General features: G+C 47.6%; 16 protein-coding genes. 6 read left to right on the plus strand and 10 right to left on the minus strand.

Translation table 11 applies throughout. The annotated features are described in order from the left end of the window. Positions 1–103: 103 nt before the first annotated feature. From NLBNIHML_RS14610 to NLBNIHML_RS14655, 10 genes are all read right to left on the minus strand, one after another. Positions 104–3,169, minus strand: a complete 3,066-nt coding sequence (locus NLBNIHML_RS14610) for an S-layer homology domain-containing protein (protein WP_494354608.1) — start codon at positions 3,167–3,169, stop codon at positions 104–106. A 777-nt stretch (positions 3,170–3,946) separates the two neighbouring features. Further along, positions 3,947–5,014, minus strand: a complete 1,068-nt coding sequence (fni, locus tag NLBNIHML_RS14615) for a type 2 isopentenyl-diphosphate Delta-isomerase (RefSeq protein WP_494354609.1) — start codon at positions 5,012–5,014, stop codon at positions 3,947–3,949. A gap of 221 nt (positions 5,015–5,235) precedes the next feature. After that, the gene (locus NLBNIHML_RS14620) at positions 5,236–6,717 is read right to left on the minus strand and encodes a phytoene desaturase family protein (protein ID WP_339257705.1); all 1,482 of its coding nucleotides are present in this window, start codon (positions 6,715–6,717) and stop codon (positions 5,236–5,238) included. An 8-nt stretch (positions 6,718–6,725) separates the two neighbouring features. Next, positions 6,726–7,874 carry a glycosyltransferase family 2 protein gene (locus NLBNIHML_RS14625; RefSeq protein WP_494354610.1) on the minus strand — a complete coding sequence of 383 codons (1,149 nt, stop codon included), beginning with the start codon at positions 7,872–7,874 and terminating at the stop codon, positions 6,726–6,728. 1 nt (position 7,875) lies between these two features. Continuing rightward, complete coding sequence (locus NLBNIHML_RS14630; RefSeq protein ID WP_494354611.1) at positions 7,876–8,637, minus strand: lysophospholipid acyltransferase family protein; 762 nt, start codon at positions 8,635–8,637, stop codon at positions 7,876–7,878. Beyond that, the gene (locus tag NLBNIHML_RS14635; RefSeq protein ID WP_494354612.1) at positions 8,606–9,373 is read right to left on the minus strand and encodes a carotenoid biosynthesis protein; all 768 of its coding nucleotides are present in this window, start codon (positions 9,371–9,373) and stop codon (positions 8,606–8,608) included. Before NLBNIHML_RS14635 ends, NLBNIHML_RS14630 begins: the two co-directional genes overlap by 32 nt. Next, a complete protein-coding gene (locus tag NLBNIHML_RS14640; protein WP_339238232.1) occupies positions 9,373–10,245 on the minus strand; it encodes a phytoene/squalene synthase family protein in 873 nt (290 codons plus the stop codon). The genes NLBNIHML_RS14635 and NLBNIHML_RS14640 overlap by 1 nt, the downstream gene beginning before the upstream one ends. Next, the gene (locus tag NLBNIHML_RS14645) at positions 10,242–11,705 is read right to left on the minus strand and encodes a phytoene desaturase family protein (RefSeq protein ID WP_494354613.1); all 1,464 of its coding nucleotides are present in this window, start codon (positions 11,703–11,705) and stop codon (positions 10,242–10,244) included. Before NLBNIHML_RS14645 ends, NLBNIHML_RS14640 begins: the two co-directional genes overlap by 4 nt. Further along, positions 11,702–13,252, minus strand: coding sequence for a phytoene desaturase family protein (locus NLBNIHML_RS14650; RefSeq protein WP_494354614.1), 1,551 nt, complete (start codon positions 13,250–13,252; stop codon positions 11,702–11,704). Before NLBNIHML_RS14650 ends, NLBNIHML_RS14645 begins: the two co-directional genes overlap by 4 nt. A 266-nt stretch (positions 13,253–13,518) precedes the next feature. Further along, positions 13,519–14,505 carry a MerR family transcriptional regulator gene (locus NLBNIHML_RS14655; protein ID WP_339257711.1) on the minus strand — a complete coding sequence of 329 codons (987 nt, stop codon included), beginning with the start codon at positions 14,503–14,505 and terminating at the stop codon, positions 13,519–13,521. 227 nt (positions 14,506–14,732) lie between these two features. Between NLBNIHML_RS14655 and NLBNIHML_RS14660 the strand changes: the two genes are divergently transcribed. From NLBNIHML_RS14660 to NLBNIHML_RS14685, 6 genes are all read left to right on the plus strand, one after another. Further along, positions 14,733–16,208 carry a phospholipase D family protein gene (locus tag NLBNIHML_RS14660; RefSeq protein ID WP_494354615.1) on the plus strand — a complete coding sequence of 492 codons (1,476 nt, stop codon included), beginning with the start codon at positions 14,733–14,735 and terminating at the stop codon, positions 16,206–16,208. Between the two features lie 123 nt (positions 16,209–16,331). Continuing rightward, the gene (locus NLBNIHML_RS14665) at positions 16,332–16,955 is read left to right on the plus strand and encodes a TetR/AcrR family transcriptional regulator (protein ID WP_339238242.1); all 624 of its coding nucleotides are present in this window, start codon (positions 16,332–16,334) and stop codon (positions 16,953–16,955) included. After that, entirely contained in the window at positions 16,952–17,293 is a 342-nt protein-coding gene (locus NLBNIHML_RS14670) for a DMT family transporter (RefSeq protein ID WP_339238244.1), read from the plus strand. Before NLBNIHML_RS14665 ends, NLBNIHML_RS14670 begins: the two co-directional genes overlap by 4 nt. Continuing rightward, the gene (locus NLBNIHML_RS14675; RefSeq protein ID WP_062836933.1) at positions 17,293–17,607 is read left to right on the plus strand and encodes a DMT family transporter; all 315 of its coding nucleotides are present in this window, start codon (positions 17,293–17,295) and stop codon (positions 17,605–17,607) included. Before NLBNIHML_RS14670 ends, NLBNIHML_RS14675 begins: the two co-directional genes overlap by 1 nt. A gap of 336 nt (positions 17,608–17,943) precedes the next feature. Continuing rightward, on the plus strand, positions 17,944–18,078 hold the full coding sequence (locus tag NLBNIHML_RS14680) for a hypothetical protein (RefSeq protein ID WP_494354616.1): 135 nt from the start codon (positions 17,944–17,946) through the stop codon (positions 18,076–18,078). Between the two features lie 211 nt (positions 18,079–18,289). Further along, a complete protein-coding gene (locus tag NLBNIHML_RS14685) occupies positions 18,290–19,237 on the plus strand; it encodes a TetR/AcrR family transcriptional regulator (RefSeq protein WP_494354617.1) in 948 nt (315 codons plus the stop codon). The last annotated feature ends 31 nt before the right edge of the window (positions 19,238–19,268 follow it).

Genomic DNA, 19,268 nt, shown 5'->3' on the forward strand with positions numbered 1-19,268 from the left:
AACATGCAATCTCCCTCTTGAGAAGATTGCATGTTAGGGTATTATTTTATTTCAACATCGTTTACCACAGTTATAAGTTTGTAAAAAAAACTTTAACGGGCATTTACTTCTTGCTATGCAATAGGTTATAGATTATCATTGCAGCCTCCTGTCGGGTTAGCTGCTTTTTAGGCATAAACTTCCGATCGGGATATCCTTTCATAACAGATTCTTGAGATACAAGACCGATACTATTTCTAGCCCAATTGGAGATCATGTGATTATCATCGTAAAGTGTGAATGATGATAATACATAACCTTGTTTCTTCATTACGTTCTCAATCATACTTGATGCTTCTTCTCTTGTAACATGCACATTCGGTCTAAGCGTACCATCATTGAATCCTTTAAGTATACCTTGTTGTAATGCGGGAGTTATCTCCGAATAGTACCACGAGTTAGATTGAACATCGTTAAATTCGTTAATATAAGAAACTACAGAATTATATCCAAGGGTACGTTGTAAGAAGATTGCAAATTCCGCTCTCGTCACTTTTTGATGTCCACCAAACGAACCATCGGAATAGCCTTTGACAATTCCTTTCTGCGCCAAGTATATAATAGCTTCCTTCGCATAACTCTTTTCTATATCTTTAAAAGTAACATTGGTTGGATTTTTCACTTCTCCCTTGGAACCCACAACTTGAGTATCAATCGTAATGCTGCCATTCCCGACCCCCGTATTTATACCAGAATCCGGGATATTATTTACATTTTGATAGCCAGGATTAGGATAATTATATCCATATACCGTCGCACCACTTCCATCTGCGGGAGTTGTTACAGCAACCGTTTGCCTGCCAATGACTTCTTCTGATCCATCAGGTCTGACACGAACAGCGATGATATTATACTCATAATATTTACTCCGTTCAACGCCCGTTTCGCTAAATTGTAACTTACCATTCACAGCAGTCACGATACCCTCATCACGCATTTCTCCAGTAGCCGTATTAACATACGTCTTACGGTAAACACCGTTTCCTAGAGGTTCGTACTTCGTTTGTGGATTACGTTCAACGTAATGAACCGCTCCTTCAATAGGTTGATATTCAAAGGCAATCGTTGCGTTCGAGGCATTCATTGGAGCGACATTCATCGATTGAGGTATGCCCGCCGTCTGCACTTCGATTGTACTAGATTCAACCTTCCCGTATTTGTTACTCGCTACAACCCGGTAGGTATATGTTCTTCCCGGCTGGAGGGTGTACGCAATCATCGTATTCGAACGACCTGACCAGACTTTATTAACTTGATCCTGGTAGATCTCATACTGGGTTGCGCCCTCCACCAGATTCCATTGCAGGTCCACTCTATTATCGTACACTCGATTGACTCTTATGTTAATTTGGCCTTTCGGTGCCTCGTTCTCAGTCACGTTAGGAATTTTCACACTTTTAACTGCAGCTGAACCTTCGTTGTCTCCATCCCTGCCAAACACTTTATAGATGTATGTGGTGTCAGGTGTTACATTTACATCCTCGTATAAAGTTGACTTGGTAACCGCCAAAGGCTGATCATTACGGGTGATCACATACTCTACTGCATAGTCTACCTTACTCCACGTAAGTCTAACCTTGGTGGAATCCAGTGCTTCAGCTCGGAAATCTGGTGGATATGATATAAAATTTCTAATTCCGATTGTAAATTTCGCTTCTTCACTGTAAACATCGCCTTTGCGAGCTACTAATGTATACTTAGTGATCGAATTAAAATTCACACCTTCATGCACATATTCTAAAAGCGGACCCTCATATAGAACTTCAGAACCACGCTTGAGAATATATTGTTCTGCACCTTCCACTGCATGCCACTGCAACCGAATCGCATTATTACCCACAGCACTCGACTGCGAGTATCTAGGACTATCTAGTTTCGTGATCACAGGTTCCCCATCAGCTAGAGTCGGAATAACGTAAGGATCTTCAGGGGTTCCCTGTCCTTTAAATTCACCATTATATTTTAAGAAGGCTTTGTATTTGAAATTCTGTACCGAGCTGCCTGCTGGAACAAAGTTTATATGATTATTTGGGAATGCATCAGATCCAGTAGCTATCTCCGTAAATACAGGCCCCTTATTTCCAGATTTCGCATTTTCATAAGTATAAGGGTTAGCCAAAGCCAGACTGGATATCATCTGGTTCGGACGTTTAAGATCACTTAGAACAATCCCTCTATATTTCTCTAGATCCTCCTTGGTAACGATCCCTACAGGAGATGAATAACCATTAACGTACTCCCCAGTATCAAACGTATTGACATACCACCATTGCGATTGGAAAGGAGATTGCTTGTCTTCTTTTATTTTGTTTAATTCATAGCCCACACTATCTGCGAACTTGGAGGACATGTCTACTCTCCATCTAGCACTATCACCTTGTGTATCAATATATTTCGAAACGGTATTTTGAGAGATTATGGTTTGATTGTCCACAAGATACCACTTACCGTATTGCTTAAGATCAACGACGGCGCCAAATCCTGCCTTGGAATCTCCTAAAGTATAAGCATCCTGTACAGGAGGCGTGATTATAAACTCTAATGAACGTTGAGTGGAGTCTGTCGGATTCGTCCAAGCTAACCTAATTACATTTTTCTCACCTTGTGTCAAACCATTAATAAGAGCACTTGAACTGGATTGGCTCTTCAGATCAGTATTTTTCACATCATTGACGTACACCTCTGCCTGTATGACTGCATCTAGCTTGTAAAACAGACTGATCGCATTGCCATTCACAAGCCCCCAGTTCACATAAGCGAAGCCACCATTAACAATCTCTAATTCACCTGAAATTTTCCCCGTAAAATCAATTCTACCCGCATCATCGTAGATTGGCGCAGGTCCCTTCAATCTAACGAAGAGTAACTCTTGTTCTCCATATTTTTCCCCGTCATATGCGAGAACTCCGATCCTGTATGTTTCATCTGGTGAAACTCTTGTTATTGTGTACGTTCTTATATTTTTATCCATAGCAACTTCTCGATTGACAGTAACAGCATATTTAGTTGCTCCGGGAACTTCATCCCAAGACACCGTTATGGAGTTTTCCGTTGTGGTTACCGTTACGTTAGGTTTCGGCAAATATGACGTAGTATTGGTATCACTTATTGTTTCAATTGATGCAGACATACTAGTAGTCTTGGAATTATACGAGTCTATGAAGTTATCATTCGACTTGGAAGACTCCTTAGTTATTCTATCTATACGAGGCTCATAATTCGCATGAGCTACGTCTGTCCCTCCTCCTGAAATTAGTATATTAACTAACAATAAGTTAATAACTAGCATGAAAATTAATATCCTTTTGAACTTCATGTTATGTATCACCTCTTAGAATTTGTCGTGAATCAATCCATCCTTCCCTTAATTATAAGTGAGTCTTTTTACCTAAAAAAGTCATTAAAAACCATTCCTTAAGACTCATCAATCATAATGTGTAATGTATTAACAAACAATAAAAAATTTTACTCTGAATTAAATCTTCATCTTGTTATGCATGACAAAAAAGCATGTCGTTAATTATCGTCGACATGCTCAAAGTAATACACCAATATTAATTAATTGACTTACCGCAGTTAAAAGCTGAAGGGCCCAATCCGATCCATAAACCGTTCCACGTTTCCCTCACAGTCTAACGAACATGAGAGACACTATTCAGCCCTTTTCATACGTTTTGAAAATCTAACGAACCCTAGACTCGTTATTTACTCTTTCTTTGGCATCATCCGCTGTAAATCACTGTTTTCTGGCCTCTTAGCGTGTGTGAGATTCGTTAGATTCCCAACTAACGCCTGAATCGCCAAATAAGGTGTTACAGGTTCGTTAGCGAACGTTGCTCCATCAGACCCAGTGAATACGCCGCTTACAAGTCAGACTGTTCAGCAAGACGCCATGTCTAGTTTTATTCTAACGACGTTCCACCAGCCGCTCCGTCTGTTTCAAATCCTCAATCCGCCCTGCGCCAATGCCAAACATCACGGTACGCAGCTCGAATTCAACCTGTTCCAACCGCTCATTCAGCGCATCATCGGAAGCGACCGCGGATTCGAGCAGAGATCGCCCAAAACCTGCCAGGTCTGCACCGAGCGCGAGGGCTTTGGCCGCATCTACCCCCGTGTAAAGTCCGCCACTGCCAATCAGAGCACCCGCCGGATTCAGCGCTCGCACTTCCTGAATACACTCCGCTGTCGGAATGCCCCAGTCGGCAAAAGCTTCCGCAGCCGCCCGGCGTACCGGGTTGTTGTTACGGTATTTCTCTACCTGCACCCAGCTTGTACCACCAGCACCAGCTACATCGATAAACGCCACACCTGCTTCATATAAGCGTTGAGCCGTCACGCCATCGATGCCAAAACCGACTTCTTTTACGCCAACAGGCACGTCTAACTCACGACACAAGTTCTCAATCCGGTGAAATAATCCGCTGAAGTTCGTATTACCTTCCGGCTGGAAAACTTCCTGCAACGTGTTCAGATGAAGCACGAGCATGTCCGCACCCGCAATATCTACAGCACGCTGGAAGTCAGCCGTGGTGAAGCCATAGTTCAGCTGCACCGCGCCCAGGTTGGCAATGACCGGGATGTCCGGTGCCCAGCGACGCACATCGAAGGTACTTGCCAGTTCTGGCTGTTCCACGGCAGCCCGGATCGAACCTACGCCGAGCGCCCAGCCTCTGGCGTTCGCTACTCGGGCGAGGCGCTCATTGATGGCGCCCGTTGTTTTGCTTCCACCCGTCATCGAACTGATGAGCAAGGGTGTACGTACTTTTTTGCCAATAAACGAAGTCTCCAGATGCACCTCTTCAAAATCCAGCTCCGGCAGTGGGTGATGACGAAACGCATACCGCTCCATACCGCTGGTTACCCCTTCTCCTGCCACATTCTCCTCAAGACAGAGGCGCACGTGTTCCAGCTTCCGTTCTCCCGTAGCCACTTCGGGAAGCAGCCGTTCGCCGGCTCGCTCTTGTTCATTCATGATGAGACCTCCTATGTGAGAATCGTGCGGATCGACAGGATAACCTGCCCGTTCCTTGCTTCTATGTATAGATGTCCTATGCAAAAGACAAAAACATTCATCTAAATAAACATTGCAGCATAACTCTATCCAGTATAACGTTCCAATCCAGCTATGGAAAGGATGCTCCGAAACCAAATGTCTCACATAAATCTCGGAGCACCACTATCTTTTATGCCTTCTTATCTCAAGATTTCCGATGCCAACTGCTCACCAACAAGCTGCCCGGATAAGGTCACAATCGGGGTTCCGCCGCCTGGATGTGTTGTACCGCCGACGTACCAGAGTCCTTGGACATCTTTGCTTCGGTTACCTGGTCGCATGAAGGTCTGCTTCACCGAGTTGGACGAAATGCCATAGATCGAGCCTTGATGCGCCAACGTATCCCGTTCGATATCTCGCGGCGTGTATCGGATCAACACATCGGATTGGTTCAACCCGGTAATTCCCCGCGCTGCCAATTGTTCCAGTACAAACGCTCCGTAACGTTCCGTCTGCTGCTCCCAATTCCATGAATCTGACAAGTAGGGGGCATTAACCAGAATGAACAGATTACTGGCTCCCGCTGGGGCCATGCCCGCTTCGGAATAACCGGAATAACAGATGTAGATCGTGGGATCTTCGGGCATTTTACGGTCACGGAAAATATGGTTGAACTCCGGTTCATACCGTTCCGGGAAAAAGACGGTATGGTGCAGCAGTGCATCATATTGCTTTTGCACACCTGCCAGCGTCACAAATCCCGAGATGGATGGCTCATACTTCCGTATGCGGGCATCACTCATCTCTTTTCGGTGTTCCGGTGCGAGCAGTAGTCGATTCACGCTAAGCACATCTCCATTGGCAACAACCTGATCGGCTTCACGGAAGCCTTGATTCGTATCCACACCTGCCACTGCGCCATTCCGAACAACAATCTGCCGGACCTCTATGCCCGTAATGATCTGCACGCCTTTTTCCTGTGCCAGCCGAGTCATGCCCTCGATCAGTTGATAGGTTCCTCCTTTGACCCCGTAGATGCCCACCTCTGCTTCCACATGACCCATCATGGCAAAGATCGAAGGAGACTGATACGGCGATGATCCCACATAGGTTGCGTACCGCCCGAACATAGCGAGTGTATGTGGATGCCGGAAATACGAACGCAGCAGCTTATCCAGCTTCACCGTTGGCCTCACGCGGAGCAGGCTGCGCAGCATCTGAAGATTGTATTTGTCAGAAGGAGACAGCAACAACTTACCCAGAAAATGACGATTGGCTTCCGCATACAGCGCGGCAGACTCATCCATAAACGCATCATAACGAGCCGCATCCTCCGGACTGTACGCTGCGATCTGCTCTTTCATCCACCCGCGATTGCCTGACAAATCTACTACCGTGCCATCTGCAAATACATTACGCGTACGCGGCTCCAACTCATATAGCTGTACGTAATCTTCCATTGTTACACCTGCATGATCGAAGACGGAACGAAAGGTGGATGGCATCGTGATCGTGCTCGGTCCCCGATCAAAATGATAACCGTCTCGCTCAATCTGCTGCAGCTTACCACCTACATGATCCTGCCGTTCCAGAATGGTCACCTGCACACCTTGTGAAGCAAGTCGGATCGCACACGATAGACCTCCGAATCCTGCACCGATAATGATGACGTTACCTCTCATGTGACCCTTCAATTGTACCGCCTACCTTTCCATACATACCCCTTGCCGGAGCGACCCGCCTGCCAGGAAGCAAATCCAATGGCAATGACACATGCCATGCTAACTGGTTGCAAAAGTGCAAGCCACCAAGGTTGTCCGCCAGCACGATCCGCTACTCTTTTCACAGCCATCCCCAGTAATGTTCCTAACAATCCATACAGAATGGACATCGAACTACCTGTCATGAGTCCAAAAATCAATCCTAGCGGAGGCACAATATACATCAGCGTATACATCAACATCGTGCCAAGCAGCAGTACGTCTTTACGGCCCATACCTTCGTACATGTTTTTCTTGTATCCGTTCCATACTTCTGCACCATTCTGATACATGCGGGTATTCGTTACGTCATGCACGTCTGTCAGCATCACCGGATGACCTGCACGCTTGACCGCTTTGGCTAGACTCATGTCATCTACCAGATGGGCCTGAATGGCAGCATGACCACCGGATGCTTCGTAACTGGAGCGATGAATCAGCAAAAAAGCCCCCGTAGCGGCCACAAACATCGGACTGGATGATCTGCGGATCATGAAAATGGGCAGATGACTGATGATGGTGAAGACCATCATCGGTACAACAAGCTTTTCCATCCAAGTCTTCGTTACCTGATAAGGAAAACCGGTTACCAGACCACCGCTCTGCTCACACCCTGCCGCAAGAGTCTGCCGAATGGCACTTGGCTCCAGACGCACATCCGCATCCACGAACATATACCACTCTCCCTCGGCCTCCTGAACCAACCTGTGACACGCATGGGATTTCCCCATCCAGCCCTCGGGTAAATCGACACCATGCAGCAGACGCACACGCGCATCACGATCCGCAATCGCCTGAACCATGGCCGCTGTCTCATCTTCGGAGCGATCATCCAGCACCAGCACTTCCATTCGGAATCCCGACGTATCACTCGCGAGCACACTTTCCAGACATCCTTCGATATGTAGTCTTTCATTTCTGGCCGGAATCAGCACCGAGACCAGCAGGTCCGGTGGTTGTATCTTGTCTGACCGGAATGAACGTACTTTGGGCAGACAGGAGACGTTCCATAGAGCGAACAACAGTTGTATTCCCATTATGCTTGTCAGCACAATCCAGAAGGTTTCAGATGCACTCATTCTAACGGTTCACCCGCTTTCGCGCAGCGTCGTATTTTTCACTGGTCGAACGTACATGACGAATCAGCGGAAGCGCATCTGGCAAGCTCCCCTGTCCCATTCGTACAAGCGCTGATCTGTGATCGTCTAACTGCTGTTCCAACACAAGACCGAGTCTGGAGGCAATCTCTTCACTCTTGAGCGTCTTCCAGTCTTCCATCACAGGAGGGCCCGCCTGCATCGATATCTCCGGTAAATCGTGCTGGACCATCCCGTGGCACAAGGTTACCGGTACTGCGATGGCATTCGGAGAGCGGCGAAGCAGCAATCCGATGCCTGGACGAAACAGAATCGGTCTGGCCTCCTGATGCAGAATTTCTCCTTGGGGGAAAATCCATACCCTTTTGCCCGAATCCAATAGTTCACTGGTGTACTGTAGAGAGGTCCGAATACCGGACGCACTCTCTTTATTGATTGAATATGCACCCAGTTTACGAAAAAAGGCATATTGCTGAAGTTGCTGTTCCTCCATCATCACATAATGATCTCCCCGTGATGTCTGCCTGGCCGCATGATAGAGCAGCAGACCATCCCACCAGGAGCTGTGGTTCATGAAGTAGATCACCGGGCGATTGGAATCAATCCGGGAGTCGTCCCTGGTATCCACCTGCGGGTCCAGTGACCCCGATAGCGTAAATGAACGGAAGCGCCGACGCAGCAGATAATAGTGATTGTATAAGGCAAAAATATGGTTAAACGGTTTTGATTTTACGGCGCGAATCATAGAGCCAGCTCCCTTCGGCAAGAAGCACTCCTGCAATAGCGATGATAAAACTGCCTGTAATTCCTTCCTTGAGGGCGAGTAAGCCGAATAAAAGAATAAAGAGCTGATACAACCATTTTGCACGCAGCAATGAGCTACGGTCACCAGGCATGGCCGGAAGGAACAGGGACAGGAATGCGCCCATGATAAACCAGCTTATGTAATTGGTCCACGGGACCCCGTAGAATCCACCTGGAGCCTGCCACTCCCAGAATCCTCTTGCATGCGCGACAGGATCGAGTACCAGATCAAGAACCACCGCCCAGAACCCGGTCTTCACGGCTCGAAGCAGCTTGCCAGCCCAGGTTGAACCCCCGCCACTTAACAGCGCCGAGTTACCCACCACTGCGATCCAGGCGAAACCCAGCGTAACAGGCACACTGAACAGATGAATCCCGAAAAAGTCAGAGTAAGCATACTCACCAAAGGGCCAATGCGTATGCACCCCTACCCACTCCACGCCCATACCACCCAACCAGATGATCACGGAAGCGATCCACAGCCCGGGTTTCAACCAGATGACTGACTGGTCGGACAGACCTGTCCGATTGCGCCCCTGGTAGATCAGATCCAGCACATACAACGCATAGAAGATTAAGAATAAACCATTGGAAAAGGACAACACGTCCGGTACGCCGATCGTCAACATCAAGGTTGCTCCAATGACATACCAAGCCCAGTAAAGCCACTGAATCATCAGGATACCGCCGTTCGGGAGGCTTGATAGGCCAGCATCGGGTAACGTTTCACAATCGCACCCAGCATCTCCAGTTTCAATTCATCACTAACATATGCCCGTTTGGTATATACGTCATAGTCGTTACGCTCAACCGCGTGTAGAATGGTGGAGTAAAAGGCTGCTGCCAGCTCAATCGAAAACGCACTTTCCGTCGGATAAGTATCCAATCGATCCATGCCAATACGGAACCAGTTCAATGCTGCTGCTTTTAACTCATGAATAATGGCAATAAAGCGTTCGTCCACGATCCCGTCTTCAAAGTCCTGCTCCGAGTAACCATGCTTCTCCATGATCTCCAGCGGAACATACCGGCGCACTCTGGCCCGATCTTCACCTACATCACGAATAATGTTAACGATCTGCATTCCTTTACCCAAAGCAATCCCGTTTACGGCTACTTCCGCGCCATTATCATCCCGCAATACAGGCAACAACATCTCGCCTACGGTTCCAGCCACCAGATAACAATAATGCTCCAGTTCCTGCATCGTTGCATAATGCGTTACTTTAAGATCGGTGAGTTGCCCTTCCATCTGGCGGAAGAATGGCCCCTTATCCAGATGAGGGAAACTGCTAAACAACCATCTCAGTGCTGGCCAGATAAAGTGTCCTTCCGCTTCGTCCAGTCGATCAAACAAATCATGGATCTCATGAATCGTATAGGCCGATTGTTCCGGTTCATCCACACTGTCATCGATCATGCGGCAGAAGGCATAAATGACATATACCGCTTCCCGACGCGGACTTGGCAGCCCTCTAAAGGCCTGATAAAAAGAGGAAGAACCCTTTTGCATCAACTCTTCACACCTGCTCAAAATCGCTTCATTCATGTTCCCATCTCCTTCGTGAGTTGATTGACGGCCATACGTGCACTCTGCATCACAATCGGCACTCCGCCTCCAGGATGTACAGATGCCCCTGCGGCATATAATCCTTTGATATTCGGGAATGGTTTGGGTTGCGGTCGGTATACACCGGACTGGAACAACACTGGCGCAATACCGAAGCTTCCGCCCCCATAGAGCCCGTCTCGCTCTGCGTCAGCGGGTGTGCGCACCTTTTTCCACTTGATTGATGCACGAAGTCCCGTGAATCCACGTTGCTCCGCTTCTTCCAGTACACGTTCTGCCAACGCCTCGCTCTCCTGCTCCCAGTCGACACCTTCGGCATCGGGTACGGGAATGAGGAAATACAATACACTCTGTCCTGAAGGCGCTGCCGTCTCATCCAATGCGACCGGATTAAATACGTAAAATGAGGACTTTGCCGGAATGCGTCGCTGATTGAACACTTCCTGTAAACTGCCTTCAAGACTTGGTGGCAGGAAGAACTGGTGCGTCGTTGTATCTTCCCAGGTTTTGTCCACGCCCACATAGAGCAATACACATCCGGAAGAGGGACGATACGGCTTTCTTTTACGCGCTACCTCTGATGATTGACCAAGCAAACCCGAAAGATGGGGGAAATCGCCATTGTAGATAACTGCATCCACATTTTCTGCGCCTGCTGCCGTTTCTATACCTTCACATACACCATTTTTAATCGTGAGCCCTGTAACTTCCGCATTCAGTACAACACGTCCACCACGTGAGATCAGTTCCTGTTCCAGAATAGCCGGTAATGCTGCATACCCGCCCTTCACCATCCAGATTCCATATTCATGCTCTGCATAGGGAAGCAGGGAGTAGATGCCTGGCGTCCCGAACGGCGATCCACCGATGTATAGACTTTGTAGCGAGTAAGCATCTAGCAATTCCTCATGCTGAAAATAATCACCCACCGCTTTCCGGACACTTTTGTGTGCACGTAATCTGCCCATAAGTGACATGAGAGATGGTGTAAAGAAATCCCTTTTACGCGGAAAAGCCCGTTCCAGAAACGCTGCCCGGCCTGCCGGAAACAACGTGTCCATGTCTTTCATAAACCGTGTGAACCCTCGGCTCTCTCCCGGGAACAAACGCTCAATCTCCGCCGTCTGCTCCTCACGTGACGTCATCTTGGTCATGACACGACCACTGTGATAATGCACTCTATATAGCGGATCACAGCGAAGCAGCTCAATCTTCGAACGATCTACGCCGGCTTCCTCCAGTATGCCAAGTAACATCTCCGGCAGAAGCACGATGGTCGGCCCCTGATCAATCCGGTACTCTCCTTCCTGCTCATAACCAATGCGTCCGCCAACGCGCGATCCCCGTTCATACACGGTGACATCCCATCCCTGACGGTTCAACAACAACGCAGAAGTAAGTCCGCCAATCCCTGCCCCTACAATGGCGGCCCGCTTCATGAATGCCCTCCGGCTTCTGCCGTCTTCACATAAGAGGATGGCTTGGAGCGCGTGCGCGCGTCCTCTTCCTGGATCAGCCTCACACTGATTCGAGCCGATTCAAAGATCGTTGGCAAACCGCTGCCAGGATGTGTTCCTCCGCCTACCAACCATACACTTTTCAACTCTTCAAACTGGTTATGGGGACGCAGGTACATCATCTGACCCAGATTATGCGCCATGTTGAACGTTGCTCCGCGGTACACATCCAGTTCATTCTCCCAATCGAGTGGCGTGAACAGCATACATTCTTCAATCCTGCTGCGAATGTCTGCCAGCTCAGGAATGCCTTCCATGCGCTTCATCATGGCCTCCTGCACATTCTCACGTTCTGCTTCCCAATCGATGTCTGCGGTAAGGTTAGGCGTAGGCATCAGAACATATAAAGCAGATTTTCCTTCCGGTGCCAGTGTCGAATCGAGTCCGGAAGGGTTATGAATATATAGAGATGGATCGGCTGACAACATTTTGTGCTTCGTAATCTCATCAACGTTCAACCGGTAGTCCTCTGGAAAATAGATCGAGTGATGCGGCAGGTCCACTTCACCATCCACACCCAGATACAGCATCGCTGTAGAGCAGGAGTACTTTTTGCGTTTCATTTTCTCCGGGGTATATTTCTTAAGTACGCCCGGTTCGAACAAATGGTTCACCGCATGTGCAAAGTCGGCGTTCACGACCACATGGTCCGCTTCGATGCGTTCACCGTTCTCAAGCAACACACCTTCGGCACGACCCTTGCGAACGATGACCTGTTTCACCGGGGTGGAAGTATGTATCCGTCCTCCGTATTCTTCCACGACATCAGCCATGGCCTGGAAGATCCGATTCACACCGCCAATCGGGTGGAACAATCCGTAGTGATGCTCGATGAACGATAGTATGGTAAAGGTACCCGGACAATCCCAGGCAGACATGCCAAGGTATTTGGATTGGAATGTGAATGCCCAGCGTAGACGCTCGTCTGTAAAATAGCGGGACAAGATTCCATAGACTGTATTGTGGACATCAAGCTTGGGTAGAGCTGACACCGCATCTTTACGCAAATAGTCCGTCAGTTTGCCAAAAGGCCGGCGGAGCAAAGGCATGACTTTGCCAAACTTCACTTCTTCTTCTTGCATGAACCGAAGGTAATGGTCTTCATTGCCCGGGAACAATTCCTTAATCTGCGCAGCTGTATCTTCCCGATTACGAGAAGGTGTGAACACCTTGTCACCAAAGTTCAGTGCGTACAGTGGGGTTAACTCTTTCATATGCACATAATCGGATAACTTGCGACCCACCACGTCGAACATCTCTTCAATCAGCTGAGGCATCATCAAAAATGTAGCGCCCCGGTCGAATCGATATTCACCCAGTTCCAATCTGGCAGAACGCCCCCCGATGACTGGCTGTTTCTCATATACATCTACTTCGTACCCCTGACCGGACAATAGCATCGCTGCTGCGAGTCCACCCGGACCCGCGCCAATCACAGCTGCACGTTTGCGTTGTTGATTCAGTATCATGCCACTCACCTCTCTATGTAGGGAATTCCTATAGTTCTCTAGCCCCTAGCCTATTATTAAACCGCCCAAGAACACTTTAAGCGGTAACCAGCAAAAACATTATACAAATATAATACAAATATTATACGACCTTGTAAACCAAAAAATGACCCATCGGTCAAATTACGAGAATACTCCAATCAAAAAAGCAAAAAACACCCCTTGATCACTTTCGTCAAAGGATGTCCTGTATACACTAGCTTATTCATTGTCATTTAAGATCATACTTAATTATTTGCCTGTCCAAACCTCGCACCAGGTGGTTGCTCTGTGAGATACTCACGTTCTATCCATGACTGCCAATCTGCTGAATCCTCTGGCATGATCCATTGCGGGTAACGAGCATGTTCTGCACGCTCATAGCCTTTCCCACCAAGTACGAAGCGAATATGTGGAAATTCATTTTTAATCCGCTCTATAAGTTGATCGCACCGTTCAAGCAGCCCCGGACTTGTGATCGAAAGGCAGACCAACTTGATCTTTTGCTCCCGGATAATCGGGAAAATGCCTTCTTCCGGCGTGTTCGCACCGAGATACAGTACTTCTGCTCCATTTTTACGCATAAAGAGAGAGAACAGCAGCAACCCAACCTGATGATGCTCCCCTTCCGGACACAACGCCAGAACTTTGGGCAGATGCGGATAGATCGGGAACAGATGGAAAAACTGATAAAACCGCTGTGAAATCAGCTGAGTCATGAAGTGTTCCTGAGCGACCGAAGCCCTGCCTTGCTCCCATGCATCTCCAACCCGAACCAGTATGGGAACCAGCACATGATAGAACATCGAATCGTACCCGTACATGGTGAAACCAAAATCAATCAAACCATTGGCACGTTCACCCTGAAAGTTGTAGAGCGAGTCATAGATCTGATCTGCCATCCGTTCGTATGCTTCTTCCATTGAAGGCACCGGAGCCATGATCGGAATAGGCGCAGCTGCCTCGGGTGGGTTTAATTTGTTTACTTTCAACATCCGTACCGCTTCCGAGATATTAGTCTGATGCAGCTCTACCTGTTCTTTCAACCAGCGCAGATCCTCAACATTCTCTTCGGTATACATTCGATAACCCGATTCCGTCCGCTCAGGGGTGACCGCATTATACCGATTCTCCCAAGCCCGGATTGTTACCGCCCTGATATCGAGCATGGCTGCGACTTGTTTGATGGAATACACCTTATTACCCACTTTCTTTCCTAATTGTCCAGATTTCACAGGTTATATCCTTGGTTCCCCGTCCTTGTCAGGCATATGAAAACCCTAACATTCTACAAAAATAATACACTCATTATACACAACGCTCAGACACCTGTCGATTGCATCCTGCCAATTTGCTATATGTACTATACGCCTACATTCGTTATTCTACCGGGTTATCCTGCGTCAACGTTATCATCCGTGTGGTAATAGAACTCAGCACGTACAGAAAGGGGAGTCCACCGTTGGTCTCATTGCGCCGCCATACATCAGACCGCAAGTCTTCACGCGGCAAATTTCCATACATACGAACAGGGATCGCCCTATTGGTCCTATGGCTCATCGCCGTCATGCTCTATCAGACCTATAAACCATTGCCACCGGGCATTTCCTACGAAAGTCCGGAGTATCGTGTGGATCAAGTCGAATTCCTGCATGACCTGACCTATCCTTCCTCCGACGGACAGATGCAGCATGAACAGCAGATCTTTCAGCGCATGATGCAGATTGTGGAGGAAGCAGAGCAGTTTGTCCTGGTCGATATGTTCCTGTTCAATAATTATCAACACAAGGGACAGAACTTTCCTCCCGTAAGTACTGAATTTACCGAAGCTCTGGTCGCCAAAAAAAATCAGCATCCTGATATGGACATTTGGTTTATTACAGATGAAGTAAATACCAACTATAACTCAGCACCGAATCCGTTGCTGGAACAAATGAAACAAGCAGGCATTCATGTAGTCATTACGGATGTGGACCCTTTGCGTGATTCAACTCCGGTATACTCTGCGGTCTGGCGAACCTTCTTCCAGTGGTTTGGCCAATCCGGGGATGGCTGGATCAAGAACCTGATGGCCACAGATGGTCCGGATGTCACTGTGCGTTCCTATCTCAAGCTGCTCAATGTGAAGGCGAATCACCGCAAAGTTGTTGTTAGTGAAAAGACGGCGATTGTCTCTTCCGGCAATATCCATGATGCGAGTGCTTACCACTCGAACATTGCATTTGAAGTAACAGGTCCAGTCATAGGGGATATTCTGCAATCAGAGCAAGCTGTACTTGATATCTCGGGCGGAGGCCAGGTTCCTGCCTACACAGCTCCTTCGAAGGATTCAAACACGGGAGATTTACGAATACGCTATTTAACTGAGGGCAAAGTGAATGACGCTGTTCTCCATGAAATCAATCAGGCTGGCAAAGGTGATACTATATGGATGGGCATGTTCTATGTGGCCTCTCCGAAAGTATTGGAAGCCCTGCTCGAAGCCGAAAAACGAGGAACCGACATCCGGCTTGTACTTGATCCTAATGAGAATGCGTTTGGTCAGGAAAAAATCGGCATTCCTAATCGCCCTGTTGCCGCCGAATTGCATGATAAATCCAACGGTAAAATACAGATCCGCTGGTATAACACCACTAAGGAACAGTACCACACCAAGATGATCTATATTGCCAAGGCAAGCGGAGATCATATCGTGCTCGGCGGTTCAACCAACTTCACACCCCGAAACATGAATGACTACAATCTGGAGAATGATCTATGGGTTGCTGCACCTCCAGACAATAAGTTCACGCGCGATATCGCGAATTATTTTGAGCGTATTTGGAATAATGATGATGCCGAGTTCACGTTGGACCTGGATGAGTTTCAGGAGAAGACCACGTTCTTGAAAGGTATCCTTTATAAGTTACAGCTGATTTTGGGTCTTACGACCTTTTAGACAAGCACCATATTCATACCTGTATCCGCCTGTACTCTCGTGTGCAGGCGGATATTTTCATCTTGACAGGTGATGTGAAGTGTGAAAATATAATTACCTAACGACCGTTAGGAAGGTGATCTAATGACTGCACAATCCATTCGGGATGCAGCCCTGTTCCATTTTGCCAGAGATGGCTATGAGGGGGCTTCACTACGAGCTATAGCTGATGAAGTCGGGATTAAAAAACCGTCCATATATGCACATTTCAGCTGCAAGGATGACTTGTTTTTGCACACCCTGGCGTTTGCTTTTCACGAAGTAACACGGCACACACTCGAATATTTCCGTGATCATGAGGATCTGCCATTGGAGCAGAGGCTGAAGGGTTTGCTGATCTGGTTCGAACAAGAATACAATGCACACGCCTCTGCTCGCTTGATGCTGCGCAATTGTTTCTACCCACCACTTTCCCTTTATAGCGAAGTGATGGATCTGGTGTATCCGTTTATCGATGGTATGGAACGTGCGCTAACTCGTTTGCTTCAACGGGCAATACGTCATGGGGATATTTCACCCATTCCCGCGGAGCAGGCCGCCATTGCATTCATGACGTTTCTCGACGGGATTACCGTTGAGATCATCTATGGAAGTTCCCGTCGGTACAAGAGGCGGTTGGAAGCATCCTGGCCTGTCTTCTGGCATGGCATTCATCATCTGAACGAAGAGGCACGAAGTGTTGTGCCGGAAGGAGATTCAACATCATGAACCGCAACTGGTTATATGTATTTGTCGGTGGCATTATTGAGATTGTCTGGGTAAGCGGGCTGAAACATGCCTCGAATGCCTGGGAGTGGACTTTGACGGGGATTGCCATCGTGATCAGCTTTGGACTGATTATTGCTGCTTCCAAAAGACTGCCTGTCGGTACGGTGTATGCCGTCTTTACGGGAATTGGTACGGCAGGTACCGTCCTTACGGAAATGGTCTTATTCGGCGAACCGTTCCGCTTGGCCAAAGTATTGCTCATTGGATTGTTGCTCTGCGGCGTAATCGGACTGAAACTGGTTACGGATCAGCAAGAAGCCAAAGGAGGTGCAGTATAATGGCTTGGATGGCAATTGTGGGTGCAGGGATATGTGAAATTTTCGGCGTGATCGGTATTAATGGTGCTTCTACTCGCAAAGGCTGGCCTTATATCGTACTGATGCTGGTATCGTTTGTGTTTAGCTTCTCGCTGTTATCTTACGCCATGACGTCCATTCCCATGGGCACAGCGTATGCGGTGTGGACCGGGATCGGAACGGTAGGCAGCACGTTAACAGGCATGTTCCTGTTCGGTGAACGGAAAGAAGCGAAGCGTATCCTGTTTATCGCGATGATTTTGGTTGCAGCGGTTGGTTTGAAACTGATCACGTAACGGAACAACTGAATTACACTTTATAACTCCGATTGCAATACCACTTTCCGACCGCTGTTATCCCCAGATTTCTTTGATTTCCGTTGAAGAGTGATAAATCCGGTGATAGCATATGCTTCCGAAGAAGCTTTCTTACAGAAAGCTTTAAGGCGAACATTCCGTTTCTTCAAGTTGGTTCTGCAATCTCCGTTATCGTGTACTTCTTAGCTTCCATTAGGATATCTATTAAATTCTGTAAAATAAAAAAGACGACTTCGATCAGGAAGTCGTCTTTTTTCGGATATGATAGAAATAGGGAACCTCCTTATACACTGCTACGTAAGAAAGGAGGGTGTAATGTTGAAAAAATTATTGGCACCCTTTGGCTCTTATACTGGGTATGCCCTGCTGATCGGCATGGCTATCTTCTATCTCATCTTGCTAGTCGCCATTATTATACTCGCCTTGTACGCCTTCACTGGAGGAGCCTAACTTAAACGTTCTTGATAGCAACACCCATCGTACATACAGGTTACACCTTGTTACATGTTGTTCTTTTTCCCTTTGATCATCCTCTTTCCTCCATATTAATTTTCCAATTTACTCCCATTTGAATTCCTTTAACCAGATCGTTTATACTTGGTTTGACCTTAAAGTCAATTCAAGAACTCACAAGTTCCCTGATGAGGTGAATGTATCGTTAATGAACCCTATACATGAGATGAATGAGAAGAAAAAACTCATCATTACTACAGCACTCAAGCTATTCTCATCCAAAGGCAGTGCTGCAACATCCATGCAAGAGATTGCTGAACTATGCGGGATGTCCAAAGGCAGCCTTTATATCATGTTCAAATCCAAAGAGGAACTGGAAGCCAGTACGCTGGAGTACTGCATGTACACGCTGATGGACGAGATGACGCAGATTGAGCATGAAACCAGCCTCTCCCCGCGAGAACGCCTGCACAAGCAGATTGAAACTCTGCTCATTCATGTAGCCGAATTCAAGGAATTTTTGCGGGTACAATTGCGAAGCATGATGATGGATGATGAACAGCAACGCAAGGAACAGTGCCCTCCACAGCAAAGAGATCTGGAGATCCGTACCTTACATTGGTTCAAGGATAAGCTGGAAGAGCAGTATGGACCGGAGATTGAACCATATACGATTGATCTTATTTTGTTGACACACGGACTGTTCCTCTCCTACGTCAAAATCTGGTTTACAGAGATGCCTTCTCTCACCGTTACCAAAATGGCAACAAACTTGCTGCAAATGATGGATTATGCCGCACATGGATTCCTTAACCAGCGACCTGAGCCTTTGATTCCGTTGGAGGAATGGCCTGCCTGGATTACCGAGGCCCATCCAGATTCAACGGTGATGCGACATCCTATCCATATCATCAAACAAATGCAGGATGTCGCCGCCTCCGATTTGCCCGCAGGGCAACCGAAGAATGATGTACTTGAAACCATTTCCATTCTCAGACAGGAGATGATGGAATTCACGCCGCGACGCGCCATTATTCTGGGCATGATGCACAATCTGGAGAACGTAACTGCCATTCAACCCTTGCATTCCGAGCTTCAGCATATTTTGGATGCCATGTATAGCCGGTTCATCCCTGCTGACTCGTCACACACATAAACAGGAGAAACAGAGAGGAGAAGAAACCATC

Source organism: Paenibacillus sp. JNU01 (genome assembly GCF_059130585.1).